This window comes from Bacillus sp. ok061 (assembly GCF_900108285.1).
Lineage (GTDB): Bacteria > Bacillota > Bacilli > Bacillales > Bacillaceae_G > Bacillus_A > Bacillus_A thuringiensis_S.
In genome coordinates this window covers 89,479-111,351 of record NZ_FNUW01000005.1, presented here as the reverse complement: position 1 = coordinate 111,351, position 21,873 = coordinate 89,479, and the positions used below count along the sequence as shown (strand labels likewise).

The window sequence follows — 21,873 nt, the reverse complement described above, 5'->3', positions numbered from 1 at the left end:
ATTTAATATCCCTTTCTCTTATTTAGATGTGTTCTTAAATAAATTTCATACTATTATTCTCAAAAATGACACATAATAAGTGATTTCAATCACCACATTGATTTTCATTTATCGCTATTCTTAATTTAGTAATTACATTCAAACTTTATGGAGGCGTTCATATGAAACATACATTTACTGAAACTTCTATTGTCGGTGAGATCGTTACACAATTCCCGAAAGCTAGTGATTTTTTTAAATCATATAGAATAGATTTTTGTTGTGGTGGCAATAAACCGCTTATTGATGCAATTCATGAAAGAAATTTATCAGCTACTGAAGTGCTTACAGAGTTAAATACGCTTTATAATAATATGAAACGATTAAATGAATCTGAAATTGATTGGAAAAATGCTTCTTATCGCGAATTGATTGATTATGTTATAAATAAGCATCATCGCTATTTAAATGAAGAGTTGCCACAATTAAGTCCGTATGTGACAAAAGTATTACGTGTTCATGGGGCAAGTCAGCCTCATTTAGCTCAAATTCATAAGCTATTTCATGAACTAAAGATGGAACTAGAACAACATTTAATTAAAGAAGAAACAGAAGATTTTCCATTAATTTTAGAATTTGAACAAAATCCAACTGAAGAAAACTATGTGAAGTTACGTAAAGTAGTAGATGAGTTGGAAAATGAACATAACCACGCAGGCAACATTATTAAAGAGCTTCGTAAAGTTACAAATGACTTTACTCCTCCAGAAGGAGCTTGCGGCACTTATCGACTTGTTTACCAACGCCTTGAAGCACTAGAGTCTGATTTATTTGAGCATATTCATTTAGAAAATAACATTTTATTTCCACGTGCAATTACGAGAGTGTAAATTAAGTGCAGGACATGAGTGTAAGTAAATACTTATGTCCTGTTTTTTCATTTGGTAAAGAATATACACATCCCTCTCGAATAAGTCCGAATTTTAACAATTTGTGAATCATTGTAAAAATGTGATAAATATCACATCTCCCTCTTTTTAAATTTTCTATAATAGAAATATAATCCTTTGTTCAACACTTCACATAAAAAGGGGAAACGAAAATGAAAAAACGTTTAGTTATGATCGGAAATGGTATGGCTGGCATACGTTGTATGGAAGAAATATTAAAACATGATAGTGATTCATATGAGATTACTATTTTTGGAGATGAACCACATCCAAACTACAATCGCATTATGCTCTCTCATGTTTTACAAGGCAAAACAAATATGCAAGATATCATTATGAATGAATATAGTTGGTATGAGGAAAATGAAATAACTTTGTATACAGATGAAAGGGTTCAAAGTATTAACCGAGAAGAAAAAATAATTATCACAGAAAAAAATCGTACTCTTACATATGACAAACTAATTATCGCAACAGGTTCTAGTGCTTTTATTTTGCCCGTTGAAGGTTCTACTCTTCCTGGCGTAACAGGATTTCGAACTATTGAAGATACACAATTTATGATTGATACCGCTAATGAAAAGAAAAAGGCTGTTGTCATTGGTGGTGGATTACTTGGCTTAGAAGCTGCAAGAGGTCTTATTGATTTAGGAATGGACGTATATGTCGTTCATTTAATGCCAAGCTTAATGGAGCAACAACTAGATGCCAAAGCAGCTTCTCTATTACGCGAAGATTTAGAAGCGCAAGGCATGCAATTTCTAATGGAAAAGAAAACTGTAAAAATTCTTGGTACAGACCATGTTGAGGGCATTCAATTTGAAGATGGTGAAGTTGTAGATTGTGATTTAATCGTAATGGCTGTCGGAATACGCCCAAATACGCAAATAGCAAAAGATGCTGGTTTAATTGTAAATCGCGGTATTGTAGTCAATGACTATATGCTAACAAATGATGAATCTATTTATGCAGTTGGAGAATGTGCAGAACATGACGGTATCGCATATGGACTTGTTGCTCCTCTTTATGAACAAGGTGCGATATTAGCAAAACATATAACGAATTTACAAACTGATGGATATACGGGCAGTATCGTCGGTACACAATTAAAAGTTGCAGGTTGTGATTTATTCTCTGCTGGCCAAATTTATGAAGATGACCAAACGAAAGCAATATCCATCTTTGATGAATGTAAACGTTCCTATAAAAAAGTATTAATTCGTGACAATAAAGTCGTCGGTATCGTTTTATATGGTGACACAGCTGACGGTACCCGCCTCTTTAGCATGTTAAAGAAAGAAGAGGATATACAAGAATATACAGCCGCTTCCCTTCTCCACAAAGCTGGTGAAGAAAGTGCACTTGACGTTGCTACAATGAGTGCGGATGACACGATTTGCGGATGTAATGGTGTTACGAAAGGTACAATCGTTCACGCCATTTTAGAACAAGAGTTAACGACTTTTGAAGAAGTTAAGGGCTGTACGAAAGCCGCAGGTTCTTGTGGTAAATGCCGTCCGCTTGTGGAACAAGTTTTATCTCATACACTTGGAGATGCTTTTGATGCCTCAGCGCAATCTGCCGGTATGTGTGGATGTACAACTTTATCCCGTGATGAAGTCGTAGCGGCCATTCACGAGAAAGGCTTAAAATCTCCAAAAGAAGTACGAAATGTTCTTGGTTTTATACATGAAGAAGGCTGTTCAAAATGTCGTCCTGCTTTAAACTACTATTTACGTATGGCGATTCCAGAAGAATATGAAGATGATAAATCGTCCCGTTTCGTTAATGAAAGAATGAATGGTAACATCCAGCACGATGGTACATTCTCTGTTATTCCACGCATGTACGGAGGCGTTACAACAGCTGATGATTTAATGAAAATTGCTGAAGTTGCGAAAAAGTACGATGTTCCTCTTGTGAAAATTACAGGTGCAAGCCGAATCGGCTTATATGGTGTTAAGAAGCAAGATTTACCTAACGTATGGGCTGACTTACATATGACTTCGGGATATGCATATTCAAAATCGCTTCGTAATGTAAAATCATGTGTTGGTTCTCGCTTCTGCCGTTTCGGTACGAAAGATTCATTAGGACTTGGTATGTTGCTTGAACAATCATTAGAAATGGTAGATACACCTCATAAAATGAAGATGGGTGTAACGGGCTGTCCGCGTAACTGTGCGGAAGTACTGACGAAAGATTTTGGCGTTGTTTGTGTCGAAAATGGATACCAACTTTATATTGGCGGAAATGGTGGTACGGAAGTACGCGAAGCTGATTTTGTAATGATTGTCCCTACTGAAGATGATGTCCTTCGCATCGCTACAGCTTATATGCAATATTATCGTGAAACTGGTATTTATGGAGAGCGTACTGCCTACTGGACAGAACGTTTAGGCTTCGATCACATAAAAGAAATACTGCAAGATGCAAATATGGTCACTAAGTTAAATGAACGTTTCCAAAAAGCTCGTGGCACATATAAAGAAGCATGGGGACAAGCACTAGAAACGAAATCATTAAAAGCGATGTATGAAGTAGAAACTGTGAAATAAGGAGCTGTGATCTATATGATACAAACGAAAGAAAAAATAAAAGTTATGCGTGCGGAAGACCTTCCTATTCAAATCGGTAAAGAGGTGCAAATGAATGGTATGTCTATCGCCCTATTCCGCCTTTCAAATGGAGATATTCGAGCTGTAGAAAATCGTTGTCCTCATAAAAACGGACCGTTAGCAGAAGGAATTGTATCTGGAGAATTCGTCTTTTGTCCACTGCATGATTGGAAAATTTCATTACTAACAGGTGAAGTGCAAAAACCTGATGACGGCTGTATCCAAACATACGAAGTAGAAGTTATTGATGGTGACATTTATATAAACATGTAATTTACGAAAGGAAGCCTCCTCTGGCTTCCTTTTACATAAAAATAGAAGAGGTGCGATTATGAACGGATATGTATATTTAGTTGGTGCAGGACCAGGTGATGAAGGGCTTATTACAAAGAAAGCGATAGATTGTTTAAAGCGTGCAGATATCGTTTTATATGACCGTTTATTAAACCCTTTCTTTCTTAGTTATACAAAAGAAACATGTGAACTTATGTATTGCGGCAAAATGCCAAAGAATCATATTATGCGACAAGAAATGATTAACGCCCACCTCCTTCAATTCGCACAAGAAGGAAAAATCGTTGTCCGATTAAAGGGCGGAGATCCATCTATTTTTGGCCGCGTTGGTGAAGAAGCAGAAACTTTAGCAGCAGCGAACGTTCCATATGAAATCGTACCAGGTATTACATCTAGCATCGCCGCTAGTAGCTATGCAGGTATCCCCCTCACCCACCGTAACTACAGTAATAGCATCACTTTATTAACTGGGCATGCAAAAGGCCCTTTAACCGATCATGAAAAATATAATTCATCCTATAATAGCGACACGATCGCCTACTACATGGGTATAAAAAACTTACCTACAATTTGTGAAAACTTACTACAAGCAGGAAAGAAAAAAGATACACCAGTAGCCGTCATTGAATGGGGTACAACTGGTAAACAACGTGTAGTCACAGGGACACTGTCCACCATTGTTTCTATCGTCAAAGACGAAAATATTTCTAACCCTTCTATGACAATTGTTGGTGATGTTGTTACTTTACGGAATCAAATCGCTTGGAAAGAACGTAAACCATTGCACGACAAGAAAGTTTTACTTGCATCTGCAACGAATAAAAAAAGCGCAATAAAGCAAATGTTACAAGAGTCCGGTGCAGAAATATATCAAATTCTAATTTTCCAAAAGAAAGAATACACATTAACCTCTGAACAAATTAATAAGATTTTTAACGTTGATCGTCTTGTATTTTGTTCCGCTGAGAGTGTAGACATCTTAGTGCAATCATGTAGTAAATATCATAAAGATATTCGCTCCTTACAGGCAGAGCTTCAGTATATGAACCTTTCTATTCAAGAAAAGCTTATGCAATATGGATTGTTAAGTAAACCTGCGCAATTTTCTTCGAATTCAACGATTTATTTAGGACGAAACATTAACCGAATTGCTGTTATTCAAGAAAAAATTGGTGCTGGTTCCTATATGATGACTCATGAGTACACAATTGATCATCGCTTCGATGAAATTCATTCCCGTATGCTTTCTGAATTCTCATGGGACAGCATTGTATTTGAAGGTCGTGCTTCTATTGATACGTTTCTAGCAGAAATAAAACGCCTAGGCTTTATCAATATTCTTACTCTCCCATTCTCGTATACCGACGTTCCAACTTTACACTATGCGAATAAAGTCGGTTTTCATAATGTAGATGAGCAATTACAAGACATGATTATGAAGAAAGATTTGGTGGTACGATGAAAGGAATTGTATATGTTGGCCACGGGAGCCGCTTGCAAAAAGGTAACGAACAATTCATTCACTTTATTCAATCTGTTATAAAAGAACGTAACGAACAGATTCAAAAAATAGCTTTCCTAGAACTAACGACACCTACCATTTCGGATGCAGTTACAGAAGCAATACTAGAGGGTGCAACTGCAATAATGATTGTACCTGTTTTATTATTTGCAGCAGCTCACTATAAACGTGATATTCCTTTTGAGATAGAGAAAATACAAAAGCAATATCCACATATAACATTTTCAGTTGTACAACCTTTTAGTACACATCCACATATGGTTGAACTTGTAGTAAAAAGAATACGTGAAACTATGCCAATGCAAGGTAGTAGTGTTTTACTCGTAGGGAGAGGCAGTAGTGATCCACAGCCGTTACATGAATTACAACAAATCGGAGCAGCCGTCGAACGAAAACTCAGTATGCCAGTATCGTGCTCCTTTTTAACGAAAGGAACTCCCTCTTTTACTGCTGAGCTCAAGGCTATAACATCGACTTCATCCCATGTATATGTCATGCCGTACCTTCTCTTTACCGGATTATTACTTCAAAAAATTAAATTGCATGCAAACAAATACGATCACGTTACAACTTGTAACTGTCTTCAGTTTGATAGATACATGAAGTTAACATTATTAGAACGAATGGAGGAATGCATATATGTATAACATGTACCCTCTTATGTTTAATTTAAATAAAAAAGTGGTCGTTATAGTTGGTGGTGGTAAAATCGCATATCGAAAAGCGTCCGGATTAAAGGATACAGGCGCTTTTGTCACCGTTATCAGCCCAGAAATTTGCGAGGAAATGAAGGAACTTCCTTATATTACTTGGAAGCAAAAAGCTTTTAGTAATAATGATATTAAAGATGCTCATCTTATTTATGCAGCTACAAATCAACATGCTGTAAATATGATGGTCAAACAGGCCGCCCATGATTTCCAGTGGGTTAACGTCGTAAGTGATGGTACAAAATCATCGTTTCACACACCTGGTGTCATCCGACATGATGAATATGTTGTCACTATTTCAACTTCAGGTAAAGATCCATCGTTTACGAAGCATTTGAAGCAGGAACTAACATCTATATTTCCTAAACTTATAAACAAGCTTTCTCGTACTCATAAAATGTAATCTATCACTTAGCTAAAATAGTAATTAACTTTGAACAAACGTTTTTTAGAGGCGTTTGTTCCTTTTGCTTTAGTTTCGCTTTTTAGGATCAGACAAACAATTGAACAAGAATCTGTGAAGAAAAATAACGGCAACAATTACGGACAAAAAAAGCAGTTGCTTGAGAGCAACTGCTTCAATACAGGTTTTATATTGGATATTCATTCAACCAAATTAGCGCTTGTTCATAATCATCAAAAAATCTCACAGATTCTTTCGTATTAGATTGTTGTAAATAATCCATTATCTCCCCCTCTTCAAGGAGAAATGCAATTGCCTTACTGTTATTCAAAATGATTTCATTGAAGAACTTCTCTTTCCATACTTTTTGAACAGAAAAATGATTTGGCGTGTATCCTTTTCTATCCACCAACAATTTGTATTTCCGCCCTTCAGAAATGAATTGCTGACAAACCTGCTCAAAACCATTAAACCATTCATACACATCATCTGTTTTTATATTTCCAACTAGATGGGTAACAATTATATCTCCTGAAACTGTTGTGCTGATATTCTGTTTACTCAACTTGGAATCCCTCCTTAGTTACAATTTTGCGGAAAAACCGCATAAAATCAATAAAGAAAAAATTCTTACTTGACACTCCCACCCCATCGCTATCAAACTAAGCTCATGTAACGTCAATTATAAGCGAAATTGTGTCTTTTTTCGCAAGTCTATATGTAGATGCTTTAAAGATTTGCATCCGAAATAGCCCCTAATGCGTTTCCTTTTTTTGAATTAAACTGCTTGATGATCAGACATGGTACAATTGTAAACGACACCCAATATATCTAAGACTGTTTTCTTCTCATATCGATGGGATTTCCGTCCATCATTTACCGCCTCAAATCTAATCGTTTTTGCACGTATATTCAAAACAAAATATATGACAAATAAATAACGACAGTTACTGTAATAATGCTGAAAAGTGTTGAAAATAAAACGATTTGTGCATGTAATTCAGGTTCTATTTGATACTCCATAGCAATGGTTGATGTATTTCTTGAAGTAGGAAAAGAACTTGCAATAAATAATGATTGTGCAACAATACCATCAATGTTTAGTAGATAGATCATGGCAAGTGCTAATAATGGTCCCATCAGTAACCTTCCAATTAAAGCCCATGTTATGACTCGATGGAAAAAATTAAGCTTAATGTTAGATAATTGCGCTCCTAGCAATATGATTGCTATTGCAACAAAACTATTCGCAAGCTGATTAAGAGGTAGAAAGATAGAATTAGGTATTTGAATTTTAAAAGATTGAAAGAGAACCCCTAATACAAGCGCATGAAGTACAGGCAGTCTTAGAAATGATTGAATAATACTTCCGATTGTTTTTGTTGCTGATAGTAAGTTATATATCCCATATGAATAAGTTAAAAGATTCTGGAAAATCACAATAAAAATTTGAATGGAAACCCCCACTGGATTGTGACTGAAAATCAATTGACTTACTGGTAATCCATAATTACCGGAATTCATTAACGAAATACTATTTTTTAGAGCTGCACTTTCTCCTTTTTCTAACTTTAATGTTTTTGAAATGAAATGACTTACTATGATCAGACTCAAACTATAAAGCATTAAATAGTATATTATCTGGAGCAACAAACCTGTCTCTATACTAATATCATATATATTCATAAATACAGCCGCTGGCATCAAGCAATAAGTAATAAGTGTAGATAGCTGCTTTAAGTTAAATTGGAACTTCCTTTGTAAAATTGCACCAATTAGCAGCAATATTAATATTGGTAATATTACGTCTAATATAATAAAAATAATCATTTAAAACCTCATTCTACATATATTTTAGTTGGATTAAACGCTCTCTTTTCTTTAACATATCAAATATGACTCATAAAGAAAATTATAGATTATTTATACAAATTCATAACTTTATCTTATTGAACTAAACTGTATTCTTTAGTTTAAGTGTACTTTTTTCACAATATCCGTTAGCCTTACCAAAAAATCTTGCCCTAAAAAAATCTGATACTGCAGTTACTATGCGAAGAATACTTACATCAATTCCATACTTGTCGCTTGAGTCACCTAACACACCTGATACTTGTTTATCTTGAGTGGACTTATATTTTTTTCATCTAAACATCCCGATTCAATTAAATATTTGCATTCTAAAAATGAGTTCGATCTTTAGAATAGATTTAAGATTTCCTTAACTAATCTGCCCTTTAATTAAATAACTTTTGACATCTATATTTTAAAATAAAATTCCATCAACCTTCTGTTTTTCATTTTAAAAGCACATTCTTATAGAAAACAAGCGTTTGTTGAGATAGCAATAAAAACATGTTGAAGCCTATTACTAAAAGAACCATCCCAAAATACTTTGGGATGGTTCTTTTTCCTTATTAATGATTCTTTAACATCACTAACAATTTCTCTTGGCTATACATCCATACTGTAATGATTAAACAAGCAAGTGCGACTTCTGATAACGCCATAAATCCAATTGCATAATGACCTGTTAATTGGAATAGTAATGTTAAAATTAGTGGCGGGAAGAATCCTCCTAGTCCGCCTAAAGCTGAAACGAGCCCATTTACAATACCGGCTTGTTCTGAGAAGTACATTGGAACGAGTTTGAAGATTGTACCATTTCCAATCCCTGCACAAAATGCGACTAGTAGGCAACCAAATGTATACACGTTCATACTAGGCATAAATGATAAAATAATACCTGAAAGTGTTAAACCGATAAATACGAAGATTAATATTTTAAATGGATTAAACTTATCACCGAGCCAACCACCAATCGGGCGCATAATTGTTGCGAGTACAATGAATCCGGCTGTCCGCATACCTGCATCTACTTTTTCTAATCCGAAGTGAGATACTAAAAAGTTTGGTAAGTATACTGTAAATGCGACAAATGATCCGAATGTTAAAAAGTAAAAGATACATAAAAACCAAAGTTTTTCATTTTTATATACACCTTTTATTTGTTCCATTAATGGTGTATTCACCTTTTTCTCCTTACGATCACCTAATAAAAAGTTCATAAGTGCAAATGCTGCAAGTAAAACTAAATAACATTGTACTGTCGTTCTCCAACCAACTGAAGTTGCGATAACAGGTGCTAAAAACGAAGTGATTGCTGTTCCGGCGTTACCGACACCGTAAATACCATTTACAAAACCGTGGCTCTCTTTCGGAAAGTATTTTGGTAAAGAAGTTACCCCTACTGAGAATACAGCTCCACCAATTCCTACAAATAATCCACCAATAATTAAATCCATCATAGAATTGGCAACACTAATATAAAAGACAGGAAATAATAATAGAATAAAACTAATAAAGAATAATTTTCTTGCTCCGAAACGATTTGTCCAATAGCCAATTGGAATACGAAGAACAGAACCTAAAATAACCGGTACTGCTGTTACCATAGAAATTTGTCCCGCAGTTAATGGAATATCCGCTTTAATATAAGGCATTAATGATGATAAAATAACCCATACCATAAAACCGATAACTAGATTAGAAGTTTGTAAACTTAATTGAAAATTAGGACCTTTCATCCTGTTCCCTCCTATGTATGCATAGTTATATTCATTCCCTCCAGCCTAATCACGTCCTAACATGATTAGGCTGAAAAGAATCAACCACCACTTACTGGCGGAATCATTGCTATGACATCGCCAGTTTGAATGATATCATCCTCATTTGCATACTCTTCATTTATAGCGACCATTATCTCACTTGAAATTGCTACGTTGTATTTCGTAATAAGGACTTCCTTTAGTTCAGCAACCGTAATATTTTCACAACCTATGTGTAATGCTGACTTACTTACTTCTTCTTGTAAATGTGCAAATAATAGTACTTCAATCATATTCTCATCTCCTTTCCAGGCTCACCATTTGCATACGCTACCTTCTCTAACTGATCACCTATCCATGACTCACCATCTTTCCAAAACTCTTTCTTCCATATTGGAACAATTTGTTTTATACGCTCCATAATATATTCGTTCGCCTCATAGGCAGCTTTCCGGTGTGGTGTAGAAACAGCGACGACAACAGCAAGATCAGAAATTTGTAATGTACCAATGCGATGTGTAATGGCGACATTTGTCCCAGGCCACATCTCTCCTACTTCGGTGCCAATTCTCTTAAGCTGTTTCTCCGCCATTGACTTATATGCTACATACTCTAAATATAGCGTACGACGGCCTTTCGTAAATTCTCTAACAGTACCAATGAAAGTCGCAACTGCGCCACATTCACGACGAATTACTTTGTTTGTAACTTCTTCAATTGAAATAGGTGTATCAATTACTTCATAATACGTATGTGCCATCTTGCACCTCTTATCTTTGTATAAGTTAGCAATCTATTTTTCTATTATTTGTATGATCGAAGTGGTTCTTCCCACGGCCACTCACTTCCGGCGCTTGATTCTAATAACAGTACCGAGACAGTTATTCCTGCTTTAAATCCTCTCGTTCCTCCTGGCAGGACGATACATGCATTCGCCCCTGCAAGTGAAGAAATTGCACTAGATTTGTCTAAACCAACTGGTGTAGCTTGCAATGTTCCATCTACAATTTCCACTTTCCCTCGTACAAAACGAGTAAATGGGTTTGCTTTCAGAAAGTCTTTCTGTAATATTGCCTCTGTACGATATACGTGCGAATCTTTTCTATGCAAATATGTTCCAATGACTGGCCGAACATATAATTCACAACCGACATAACAAGCTGAAGGATTACCAGATAGACCAAATAATAGTTTTCCTTCTAGCTCAGCTACAGTTGTCACACTTCCTGGTCGCATCGCTATTTTGTTGAAAAGCACATTAGCTCGTAATTCCTCATAAATAGCAGATAAATAGTCATAGTCTCCTACCGAAACGCCACCAGTTGTAATTAAAATATCGACTTCTTTTATCGCTTTTTTCACAGTGTTATAACACGTCTCAAAATCGTCAGCGAATTGTCCATAATACTGTACAACTCCGCCCGCTCGTTCAACTTGAGCAGCTATCATATAGGAGTTACTATTTCGAATCTTCCCTGGCTTTAATTGTTCATGTACTTCAAGCAGTTCGCTTCCTGTCGTTACAATTCCGATAACCGGCTGTTTTACAACGTAAACGGTACTATAACCAAACGTAGAAAGAAGCGCCACTACTCCAGGGTTAATAACAGTCCCTTTTTTCACAAGGATGGTATTTTGTTTTACATCTTCACCTTTAAAAGAAATGTTATCCCCAGCAATAAAGGAGCGTTTCAATTTCATATAAGTCTTTTCACTTTCTTCAAATCCTTCAGTTAGCTCTAACATAACAACTGCATTACATCCGGCTGGAATTGCGGCACCTGTCATAATACGGACAGTTTGAAATGGTTTCACTTCTTCTGGAAAAACAAAACCTGCTCCAATTTCGCCAATCACTTCAAACTGAATGGGGTTACTACTACTCGCTTCTTTTGTATCTTCCGCTCGAATCGCAAACCCGTCGTACGGAGAGCGATCAAAATACGGAACATCATGATCTGCAATAACATCTTCTCCAAGCGTTCTACCGTAACTTTCTATAAGAGAAACCTTTTCTATTTCACCTTGATGAGCGTATTTCATTACACGTGCCACTGCTTCTGCCACCGGAATTGGTATACGTTTTTCTAACATTCTTTTTCACCTCGTTTTAATAAGGGGCAACGCTCTTTCTGTTCATCCTATATATTTTGCGTATAATCGTTTTGCTATTTTCACATCATTTGTTCCATGAATAAATGCCCTACCGTCTGTAAATAAAACGAAACGATATTCATCAATTAGAAATGATAGTAAGTAAGGCGTTTTTTTGACATGTACACTCTTTTGTAATCGTTTTTGAATTTCGTTTAAATTAAGATTTCTCTTTATTCCTGAACGGATTTGAACTGTATTCCGTCCGCATAACGCTTCCGTTTTCATTTGCGCTTCAAATGCTAGACTTGGATACGTTCGTGATTTCCCACAAGATGGACATGTACTTTGTTTCTGTCTATTTACTTTTAATGAGAGATATTGATTGTTCCAAATATCAAATGATAACATCGTCCCTCTTAACGACTCATAATCATCCACCAATATTTTCATCGCCTCTGTTACTTGATGAGCAACGACCATTTGTACAGCTGGCTGAATGATTCCTGCTGTATCGCATGTTGCACCGCCCATAGGATGATCCATTAAGCAACGAAAACATGGTGTTTCTCTAGGAAGAATTGTATACGTTACACCGTAACTTCCAATACATCCACCGTATATCCAAGGTATATTTTCTTTTTGTGAAATGTCATTTATAAGTAGGCGCGTATCAAAATTGTCAGTCGCATCTAATATGAGATCCACTTCTTTTGTTAACTCTTGTATTTCTTGCAGTGTGACATCCGTTACAACTGGTACAATTTTCACTTCAGAATTAATCTTTCTTAAATGTTCTGCGGCTGCAATTGCTTTCGGTTTGCACTGCTGTGCATCTTCTTCTGTGTATAACTGTTGCCGCTGTAAATTACTCCATTCGACATAGTCACGGTCAGCGATTGTCAATTTCCCAATTCCCATTCTAACAAGAGCTTCTGCATTTGCAGCTCCAAGTGCACCCGCACCAATTAGGAGCACATGCTTTTCTCCTATTTTTCTTTGTCCCATTTCACCGATTCTAGAAAACAACACTTGTCTTGAATAACGCTCTTGCATCAGAAATCCTCCTCTCACTATCCGCCAATGTAGAACATTTCAACTTTTGGACGTTTATTTGTACTTTCCGCCGTTCTTTCATCTGAATATCGATCTGTTCTATATCGCCATGTATGTTGTAAAATTTTTAATAGTGATGCATCAGAAATATTTCCTCGAAGAAGCGTTCGCAAATCCGTTCCTTTCGTTCCAAATAGACACGTGAAAAACTTGCCGTCTGCCGAGATACGAGCTCTCGTACAAGAAGAACAAAATGACTCAGATACTGAAGTAATAAACCCAACTTCTGCATCGCTCCCTACATATCGATACAATTTCGCAACTTCTCCAAAGTAACGAGGTTTAACAGGCTCAACTGGATATACGCGATTAATCTTCTCTATTAATTGTTCCTTCGTAATAACTTGTTCAAAGTTCCAGTCGTTTGTACTGCCCACATCCATAAACTCTATAAAACGGAGCTGAATGTCTTGTTCTTTAAAGTAACGAGCCATACTAAGAATTTGACTATCATTCATTCCTTTTTTTATGACCATATTTACCTTTACTTCTAATCCAGCAGCCTTTGCTGCTTCAATTCCTTTCAGTACAGGTTTTGTATTTACATTTCGTCCATTAATTTTTTTGAAGACATAATCCTCTATCGCATCTAAACTAATATTTACACGTTTTAATCCCGCTTCTTTTAACGCCTTTGCTTGTTTTGCTAAATGAATACCGTTTGTTGTGAGTCCAATATCTTTTAAGCCTTCTAGCTTTGCAAGTCTTGCAATTAACATCGGTAAGTCTTTACGCAATAACGGTTCACCGCCAGTAAGCCTAATTTTATTGACTCCCAGACTTATAAATAATCTCGCTAATCTTTCTATTTCATCAAACGTTAATAAAAGCTCTTCCTGTAAAAAAGCGTAATCAGGTCCGAACACTTCAGCAGGCATACAGTATGTACACCTAAAATTACAACGATCAATAACTGAAATACGTAAATCTTGAAGTGGACGTTCTAAAGAATCTTTCATGTTCTCGTGCATCTATATCCCTTCTTTTCTGCTGTAATCCTTAGTAAGCTTTCATTTTTTTATTTGCCTTCATTATAAAAAAGAAGCTACATATTCAATGTGACTTTTCTCACATTACTTTCCCCATTCAAAAATTCTTCACAAATCCGTTCGAATTTTGTTCACATCTTTAATCTCATCCACTTTGTCTATTGAATTTTTCAAACTAAAAATTGAAAATCACTTCCCCTTACGGTCATTGAAATTTCAATGTATTTTTAAAATAGCTCTTGCATTTTCATCATACTTACACTCAAAATAGGAAATGTATTGCTTATAAGAAGAAAGGTGATCACTGTGGCAAACAGTATGACATTATCTCAAGATTTAAAAGAATTACTTGCATCTGTTGAATATAAAATGCAAATTAAAAAAGGTAGTTTTATTTTTCAAGAAGGTATGGAGGCAACAGAGCTCTATATCATCCACTCAGGAAAAGTACAAATTAGTAAATTAAGTGCTGACGGGCAAGAATTAACACTCCGTATTTGTTCGGCATACGACATTATTGGAGAATTAACATTATTCACGGACAATGCGAAGTATTTATTAAATTCAAAATGCCTTGAAGATGTTGAAGTAGGGGTTATAAAGCGTGAAACCTTAGAAAAAGCATTGCTCCAAAAACCCGCACTTGTATTTGAATTTATGAAATGGATTAGTGAACATTTAAGAAGAATGCAAACGAAGTTCCGAGATTTAGTATTACACGGCAAAAAAGGTGCCCTGTATTCTACTCTTATACGAATGACAAATAGTTACGGTGTATTAAAAGAAAATGGGATTCTCATCGATTTACCATTAACGAATCAAGAACTTGCTAATTTCTGTGCAACTTCACGTGAAAGTGTAAATCGAATGTTAAATGAATTAAAAAAGCAAGGTACAATTTCTATTCATAAAGGAAAGATTACAATCCACGATTTACAATTTTTAAAATGTGAAATTGCTTGTGAAGATTGCTCTGCCTCTGTTTGTAGCATTGATTAGCATCTTATTTAGATGCTAATCTTTTTTCAATTTAAGCTACTTATTAACGGTTATTCCCTATATAAACAAAAACGAGGCCTTCCATATTAGACCTCGTTTCGTTTTAACCATTAGCTCCTATCCGTTTACAGCAGTATTATTTTTTCAACTCATTAGGAATACGTCTTCTGTAAATTACATAACTACGGCTTACATATTTAATTGGGGCACTAAATACATGTACAAGTCTTGTAAATGGCCATACTGCGAATAAACCCATTCCTGCAAGAATATGAATTTTAAACCATACTGGTACTTCCATCATATATTCAACTTTCGGTTGGAGAATAAAGAGACTTCGGAACCAAGGGCCAATCGTTGTACGATAATCAAATCCTTTTGAATCTATATTTAAAAATGTTGAAGAAAGTCCTGCTAGCATTACGATAAGTAATAAAATAAGCGCAATATAATCTCCCTTTGTACTCGTTGCAATGATACGCTTTACTGTTACACGGCGGTACGTTAATATAATTAAACCGATAATAGAAGCAATACCTGCCGGAAGCCCAAAACTAATTGCTACTACATGATACATATGCTCAGAAATACCTATTGAACGATATACAGCTTCTGGAATTAAAATCCCCATAACATGGCCGCCAATTACGAACATGATCCCAAAGTGGAATAATAGACTTCCGACCCGGAGCATCTTCTTTTCTAATAGTTCACTAGATTTTGATGTCCATCCAAATTGATCATAGTTGTATCTAAAAATATGTCCACCGATAAAGATCGCAAAAATGATATAGGGAAACAATACCCAAAGAAATTGATCCATCATTTTGACAACGCTCCTTTCTAATTTGTCTGTACACCCCATGTTTCGATAGCGAGTAGCACAGACGCAAGAATTGGTTCATACATACTACCCGCTTCTTTTAATTGAACATGTAATGCTTGTATATTTTCCGTGTATTTACTCATAATTGGTTCACTGTCTTGCTCATTTGCATTTGCAAAAAACTCAAGTAAAAGTGGTAAATAGTCAGGTAGTTCTTTATCTGTTACGCTAAAACCTGATTTTTTATAATGTTGTTTTAACTCTAGTAATTCAATACCTCTTTCTCTTTGTTCACCAGTGTTCATATAAGTAAGATACATATTTGTTTTCTTCCCAAAATCGAATGTATATACGTAACTATCAATGAGTTGATCATTCGTTTTATCTAGCGCTTGCTTTATAAAGCCTGTAAGTGACGCTTTAACGTCTTCCTGTTCTATTGTTTCAACCTCTTCTTGCAATTCAGTTAAAGCTTCTCTCCACCCTAGTTCGGGATAGGAGAGAAGAAAAGAAGAAAAAGAAAAAGCTGTTTGTAAACTTTGTTTCATAATTTTCTGCCCCCTTTATTTAAGAAATTGTCATACAAGAGCCTGGACCACCTGTGAATGATAAACCACAGCTTCCTTGTTCGCTATATAAATCTGCCACTTGTTCACGGTGAGATGTCGGAATAACGAAGCGATCTTTATATTTCGCGATGGCAAGAAGACGATACATATCTTCTACATCCTGTTTCGTTAAACCAAGTTCTTTTAATACAGCTTCATTTGGCTCTTTATTAATTTGAAGTGCTCTCATATGCGTTCGCATAACAGCCATTTTCTTCAATGTAAGACGAATGTGTGATTCATCCCCCGCAGTGAGTAAATTCGCTAAATATTGAATTGGAATACGCATATTATCAATAGCAGGGAAAATCTCTTCTGCTTGCCAGTTACTACCTTTTCCCTCCACCATATTCATAATCGGGCTAAGCGGCGGGATATACCAAACCATTGGCATTGTACGATACTCTGGGTGAAGAGGTAGAGCAATTTTCCAATCGATAATCATTTTATAAATTGGCGATTGTTGCGCCGCTTTAATCCATTCTTCAGGAATTCCTTGTTTTTTCGCTTCAGCTGCCACTTCTGGATCATTTGGATCTAGAAAAACAGTAAGCTGAGATTCATATAAATCTTTTTCGTCTTCAACAGAAGCTGCTTCTTTTACTTTGTCAGCGTCATATAGCATTACCCCAATATACCGAATACGTCCTACACATGTTTCCGAACAAATCGTTGGCATACCCGCTTCAATACGTGGGAAACACATTGTACATTTTTCAGCTTTATTCGTTTGCCAGTTAAAATACACTTTTTTATATGGACAAGATGATACGCAGAATCTCCATGCGCGACATGCATTTTGATCGACAAGAACAATCCCATCTTCTTCACGTTTATACATCGCACCAGATGGACAAGATGATACGCACGAGGGATTCATACAATGTTCGCATATGCGTGGTAAATACATCATAAAGACGTTTTCAAAATCTGTTTTAATTTCTTCTTCCATTTTCTTTACGTTCGGATCTTGCAATCCTGTTATATGTCCGCCTGCTAAATCATCTTCCCAGTTTGGACCCCATTCAATTTTGTCGATAAATTCGCCTGTAATTGCTGATTTCGGACGAGCAACTGGTTGATGCTTACGTTGCGGACTATTTGTTAACGTTTCATAATCATAATTCCAAGGTTCAAAATAATCATCAATTGTTGGTTGATCTGGATTGTGGAAAATGTTCATAAGACGTTTCATTTTCGAACCAGATTTCAGCTGAATTTCACCATTTTTCAATTCCCAACCGCCTTTATATTTCTCCTGATCTTCCCATTGTTTCGGATAACCAATTCCAGGCTTCGTTTCTACGTTATTGAAGTACATATATTCAGCACCTGGACGATTTGTCCAGGTGTTTTTGCACGTTACGCTACAAGTATGGCAGCCGATGCATTTATCTAGATTCATTATCATTCCGACTTGTGCTTTAATCTTCAAGCCAATCTACCTCCTTCAGTTTGCGAATTACAACGTTTAAGTCACGCTGGTTCCCAGTCGGACCGTAATAGTTAAATCCATAACTTAATTGACCATATCCACCAATCATATGTGTCGGTTTTACGTGAATTCGAGTTGGACTATTATGCGTTCCCCCGCGGTTACTTGTTAATTTCGTACCAGGTACGTTAATGTGACGATCTTGTGCATGGTGCATAAACGCCATTCCTCTCGGTATACGATGCGTTACAACAGCACGGGCTACAACAACACCGTTACGATTAAAGCACTCAATCCAATCATTATCTGCTACACCAGCTTCTTCAGCATCCTCTTTATTCATCCAAACAGTTGGACCACCTCTAAACAGCGTTAACATCGGTAATGAATCGAAATACATACTATGAATGGACCACTTATTATGCGGCGTTAAATAATTTAACGTAATCTCTTTTCCTTCTACTTCAGGTCGTGATTTACGGAACGGTTTATGTTGCAGAATCGGTTTAAACGTTGCCATCGTTTCACCAAATTCTTTCATCATGTCATGATCTAAGTAGAAAGATTGTCGTCCAGTGATTGTTCTCCAAGGGATGAGGCGTTCCACATTTGTTGTAAACGGTGAGTAACGACGTCCACCTTTTTCAGAACCTGTAAAGGCCGGAGAAGTAATTACTGTTTTTGGCTGCGCTGTAATTTGTTCAAATGTGAAGCATTCTTCTTCACGTTCTTCTGCTAAATCACGTAATTTTAAATCCGTTTGTTTTTCAAGTGCTTCCCATGCTTTTACAGCCATATGACCATTTGTTGTAGAAGAAAGTGTTAATACCGCTTCAGCAGCATTGATTGCTTCTTTTATGTCTGGGCAACCTTTTGCAATAGAATCCGTTCGAACAACTCCTAATCGGCTCTTTAATTGCTCATACTCTTTTTCTGCGGACCAAGAAATCCCTTTCGTACCAATCGGTTGTTTTCCCGCATTTGGTCCTAGCGAAGTCATTTTGTCATAAATTGTTTTATAATCTCTTTCAACAACATGAATTTGTGGCATTGTTTTACCTGGTATTGGCTCACACTCACCTTTGCTCCAATCTTTAATCTTGCCAAGTGGTTGCGCTAATTCTTGCGGTGTATCGTGAAGAAGTGGCGTTGCAACAACTTCTTTCATTGGTTCAAGATCAATTTTCTTCGCTAAATCTGACACAGCTTTAGAAAGTGAAGTGAAAATATCCCAGTCAGAGCGCGCTTCCCACGGTGAACCGATTGCTGGATTAAATGGATGCACAAATGGATGCATATCTGTACTACTTAAATCATGTTTTTCGTACCAAGTTGAAGCAGGTAAGACGATATCAGAATAAAGCGCTGTTCCAGCCATACGGAAATCTAAGTTAATGAGTAAATCTAACTTCCCTTCTGGTGCTTCTTCATGCCATTTAATTTCTTCTGGTCGTAATGAATCACTATCGTCATTCATTAACCCGTTTGTTGTACCTAATAAATGTTTTAAGAAATATTCTTGTCCTTTACCAGAACTTGAAATTAAGTTCGCACGCCATACGAATAAGTTGCGCGGGAAGTTGTTTTTGTTATCTGGATCTTCAATCGCAAATTTTAGTCCTTTTTCTTTTAATCTTTGTGCAACATATTTTCCGATTTCTTCTTGCGTTGTTGCACCAGCAGCAACAGCTTCTTTATATAATTCAATCCCATTTTTCTCGAATGTCGGATACGAAGGTAGCCAGCCAAGTCGTGCCGCTAATACGTTGTAATCACCGTGATGTTGATAACGAGAGTTGCCTTCTACTGGTGATGCTAGATGTCCAACCGGTGTATCTTCATAGCGCCATTGATCTGTTACGAAATAGAAGAAAGATGTACCATTTTGTAATTTCGGTGGCCCTTGCCAATCTTTTGCCATCGCGATTGTTTGCCATCCTTCTGCTGGTCGTAATTTTTCTTGCCCAACATAATGCGCCCATCCCCCGCCGTTTACTCCTTGTGCTCCAACTAGAAGAACAAGATTTAAAACTGCGCGATAAATCGTATCAGAATTAAACCAATGGTTAATACCAGCTCCAACAATAATCATCGAGCGACCATTTGTATCAACGGCATTTTGTGCGAACTCACGAGCGATTTGAATAATTAGTTCTCGTTTCACTCCTGTCATTTTCTCTTGCCATGCAGGTGTAAACGGTACATCATCATTGAAGTCTTTCGGCTCTTGTCCGCCAAGCCCTCGGTTCACGCCGTAATTTGCTAACGTTAAGTCGTATACAGTTGTAACGAACACTTCGCCTTCTTCTGTCATAACCTTTTTCACTGGAATTGTACGTTCTAATACTTTGTTTCCATCATCAGAGAAGTACGGAATTTGTACAGTTCCAATCGATTCTTCCATTCCAAGTAAAGAAAGACGTGGGTCAATCTTTTCACCTGTTTCTTCATCTTCTAAACGCAAGTTCCATTTCTTTTCGTTATCCCAACGTGAGCCCATTGTGCCTTGAGGTGTTGCAAAATCATTCGTATTCTCGTTCCAAAGAACAGGCTTCCATTCTCCTAACTTCGTTTCGCGTCCAATATCAGAAGCGTTTAAGAAACGATCAGCAACGAATTGATCTCCTTTTTGTTTCAATGTGACAAAGAAAGGAAAATCAGTATATTGCTTCGCATACTTTGTGAAATATTCCACTTGATTATCTACGTAAAACTCTTGTAAGATCACATGCCCCATTGCCATCGCAAGTGCACCATCTGTACCTTGTTTTACACTAATCCAATCATCGGCAAACTTTGTAGATTCAGCGAAGTCAGGACTGACAGAAACGACTTTCGTTCCTTTATATCGAACCTCTGCTAAAAAGTGAGCATCTGGTGTTCTCGTCATCGGTACATTTGAACCCCATGTCATAATGTAACCAGAGTTATACCAGTCACTACTTTCTGGTACATCTGTTTGATCGCCCCAAATTTGAGGAGAAGCTGGTGGTAAATCTGCGTACCAATCATAGAAACTAAGCATTGGCCCGCCCATAAGTTGCATAAAACGACTACCAGCAGCATGACTTAACATCGACATAGCTGGAATTGGTGAAAAACCAACATTTCGGTCTGGACCGTATTTCATTACTGTGTAGAGTAATGAAGCAGAAACAAGTTGTAACACTTCATCCCAATTCGCACGAATGAATCCCCCTTTACCACGTGCCTGCTTATACTTGCGTGCTTTTTCAGGGTTTTCCACAATGCTTTTCCAAGCATCTAGTGGTGACTTGTTATTTTGTAATTCCTCTTGCCACATACTCCAAAGAACACCACGTACATACGGATATTTCACACGAAGTGGACTATAAATATACCAAGAAAAACTCGCTCCACGCGGACATCCTCGTGGTTCAAAATCAGGCATATCTGGACCTGTAGTTGGATAGTTAAGCTCCTGTCCTTCCCAAGTTACGATTCCATCTTTCACATATATATTCCAGCTACATGAACCAGTACAGTTCACACCATGTGTAGAACGAATTACTTTATCATGCTGCCAACGCTTTCTGTACACATTCTCCCATTCACGATCTTCATATGTTTCTTGAGTATGATTATCGTTATAACGATCTATTGGTGAAAAATATTTTAAACGTCTCATTAGTGCTGAAGGTTTCTTCTTCATACTGTTCACTCCTTTAATACGTCTCTCTTACATACCCTTACTATAAGAG

At 36.7% G+C, this 21,873-nt stretch carries 19 protein-coding genes; 7 read left to right on the top strand and 12 right to left on the bottom strand.

The genetic code is table 11. From position 1 onward, the window contains the following. Positions 1 to 161: 161 nt before the first annotated feature. From ric to C4S65_RS09210, 6 genes are all read left to right on the top strand, one after another. Complete coding sequence (gene ric, locus C4S65_RS09235) at positions 162 to 869, top strand: iron-sulfur cluster repair di-iron protein (protein ID WP_097960456.1); 708 nt, start codon at positions 162 to 164, stop codon at positions 867 to 869. 212 nt (positions 870 to 1,081) lie between these two features. Continuing rightward, the gene (nirB, locus tag C4S65_RS09230) at positions 1,082 to 3,487 is read left to right on the top strand and encodes an NADPH-nitrite reductase large subunit (RefSeq protein WP_000746933.1); all 2,406 of its coding nucleotides are present in this window, start codon (positions 1,082 to 1,084) and stop codon (positions 3,485 to 3,487) included. A 15-nt stretch (positions 3,488 to 3,502) separates the two neighbouring features. Continuing rightward, positions 3,503 to 3,820: a nitrite reductase small subunit NirD gene (gene nirD, locus C4S65_RS09225; RefSeq protein WP_000616697.1), complete on the top strand. Its 318-nt coding sequence runs from the start codon at positions 3,503 to 3,505 to the stop codon at positions 3,818 to 3,820. Positions 3,821 to 3,878: 58 nt separating this feature from the next. Next, positions 3,879 to 5,303 (top strand): uroporphyrin-III C-methyltransferase, encoded by a 1,425-nt coding sequence (locus C4S65_RS09220; protein WP_098838387.1) that lies wholly within the window; start codon positions 3,879 to 3,881, stop codon positions 5,301 to 5,303. Then, positions 5,300 to 6,010, top strand: a complete 711-nt coding sequence (locus C4S65_RS09215; protein WP_000676488.1) for a sirohydrochlorin chelatase — start codon at positions 5,300 to 5,302, stop codon at positions 6,008 to 6,010. Before C4S65_RS09220 ends, C4S65_RS09215 begins: the two co-directional genes overlap by 4 nt. After that, positions 6,003 to 6,476 carry a precorrin-2 dehydrogenase gene (locus C4S65_RS09210; RefSeq protein WP_000282583.1) on the top strand — a complete coding sequence of 158 codons (474 nt, stop codon included), beginning with the start codon at positions 6,003 to 6,005 and terminating at the stop codon, positions 6,474 to 6,476. The genes C4S65_RS09215 and C4S65_RS09210 overlap by 8 nt, the downstream gene beginning before the upstream one ends. A 187-nt stretch (positions 6,477 to 6,663) precedes the next feature. On the opposite strand, the gene C4S65_RS09205 is transcribed toward C4S65_RS09210, so the two are convergent. The 8 genes from C4S65_RS09205 to moaA all read right to left on the bottom strand — a co-directional run bounded on the left by C4S65_RS09205 (position 6,664) and on the right by moaA (position 14,265). Further along, positions 6,664 to 7,041, bottom strand: a complete 378-nt coding sequence (locus C4S65_RS09205; RefSeq protein ID WP_000043368.1) for a hypothetical protein — start codon at positions 7,039 to 7,041, stop codon at positions 6,664 to 6,666. 347 nt (positions 7,042 to 7,388) lie between these two features. Further along, entirely contained in the window at positions 7,389 to 8,306 is a 918-nt protein-coding gene (locus C4S65_RS09200; protein ID WP_061666627.1) for an AEC family transporter, read from the bottom strand. Between the two features lie 587 nt (positions 8,307 to 8,893). Further along, positions 8,894 to 10,063 (bottom strand): nitrate transporter NarK, encoded by a 1,170-nt coding sequence (gene narK, locus C4S65_RS09190; protein ID WP_000678170.1) that lies wholly within the window; start codon positions 10,061 to 10,063, stop codon positions 8,894 to 8,896. 80 nt (positions 10,064 to 10,143) lie between these two features. Next, positions 10,144 to 10,377 (bottom strand): molybdopterin converting factor subunit 1, encoded by a 234-nt coding sequence (gene moaD, locus C4S65_RS09185; protein WP_000573687.1) that lies wholly within the window; start codon positions 10,375 to 10,377, stop codon positions 10,144 to 10,146. Next, entirely contained in the window at positions 10,374 to 10,844 is a 471-nt protein-coding gene (locus C4S65_RS09180) for a molybdenum cofactor biosynthesis protein MoaE (protein ID WP_000951544.1), read from the bottom strand. Before C4S65_RS09180 ends, moaD begins: the two co-directional genes overlap by 4 nt. 44 nt (positions 10,845 to 10,888) lie before the next feature. Next, entirely contained in the window at positions 10,889 to 12,178 is a 1,290-nt protein-coding gene (gene glp / locus C4S65_RS09175) for a gephyrin-like molybdotransferase Glp (RefSeq protein ID WP_098838388.1), read from the bottom strand. A gap of 42 nt (positions 12,179 to 12,220) precedes the next feature. Then, positions 12,221 to 13,234: a molybdopterin-synthase adenylyltransferase MoeB gene (locus C4S65_RS09170; RefSeq protein ID WP_086406069.1), complete on the bottom strand. Its 1,014-nt coding sequence runs from the start codon at positions 13,232 to 13,234 to the stop codon at positions 12,221 to 12,223. 17 nt (positions 13,235 to 13,251) lie between these two features. Further along, complete coding sequence (gene moaA, locus C4S65_RS09165; RefSeq protein ID WP_098838389.1) at positions 13,252 to 14,265, bottom strand: GTP 3',8-cyclase MoaA; 1,014 nt, start codon at positions 14,263 to 14,265, stop codon at positions 13,252 to 13,254. A gap of 324 nt (positions 14,266 to 14,589) precedes the next feature. Between moaA and C4S65_RS09160 the strand changes: the two genes are divergently transcribed. Beyond that, the gene (locus C4S65_RS09160; protein WP_000013863.1) at positions 14,590 to 15,282 is read left to right on the top strand and encodes a Crp/Fnr family transcriptional regulator; all 693 of its coding nucleotides are present in this window, start codon (positions 14,590 to 14,592) and stop codon (positions 15,280 to 15,282) included. Positions 15,283 to 15,418: 136 nt separating this feature from the next. Here the strand turns inward: C4S65_RS09160 and narI are convergent, their stop codons facing one another. The 4 genes from narI to C4S65_RS09140 are packed head-to-tail and all read right to left on the bottom strand — an operon-like array spanning position 15,419 to position 21,824. Then, on the bottom strand, positions 15,419 to 16,108 hold the full coding sequence (narI, locus tag C4S65_RS09155) for a respiratory nitrate reductase subunit gamma (protein WP_000969224.1): 690 nt from the start codon (positions 16,106 to 16,108) through the stop codon (positions 15,419 to 15,421). A 17-nt stretch (positions 16,109 to 16,125) separates the two neighbouring features. Further along, positions 16,126 to 16,656, bottom strand: coding sequence for a nitrate reductase molybdenum cofactor assembly chaperone (gene narJ / locus C4S65_RS09150; RefSeq protein ID WP_098838390.1), 531 nt, complete (start codon positions 16,654 to 16,656; stop codon positions 16,126 to 16,128). A 19-nt stretch (positions 16,657 to 16,675) separates the two neighbouring features. Continuing rightward, the gene (gene narH, locus C4S65_RS09145; protein ID WP_000692656.1) at positions 16,676 to 18,151 is read right to left on the bottom strand and encodes a nitrate reductase subunit beta; all 1,476 of its coding nucleotides are present in this window, start codon (positions 18,149 to 18,151) and stop codon (positions 16,676 to 16,678) included. Continuing rightward, positions 18,141 to 21,824: a nitrate reductase subunit alpha gene (locus tag C4S65_RS09140; RefSeq protein WP_098838391.1), complete on the bottom strand. Its 3,684-nt coding sequence runs from the start codon at positions 21,822 to 21,824 to the stop codon at positions 18,141 to 18,143. The genes narH and C4S65_RS09140 overlap by 11 nt, the downstream gene beginning before the upstream one ends. Positions 21,825 to 21,873 lie beyond the last annotated feature (49 nt).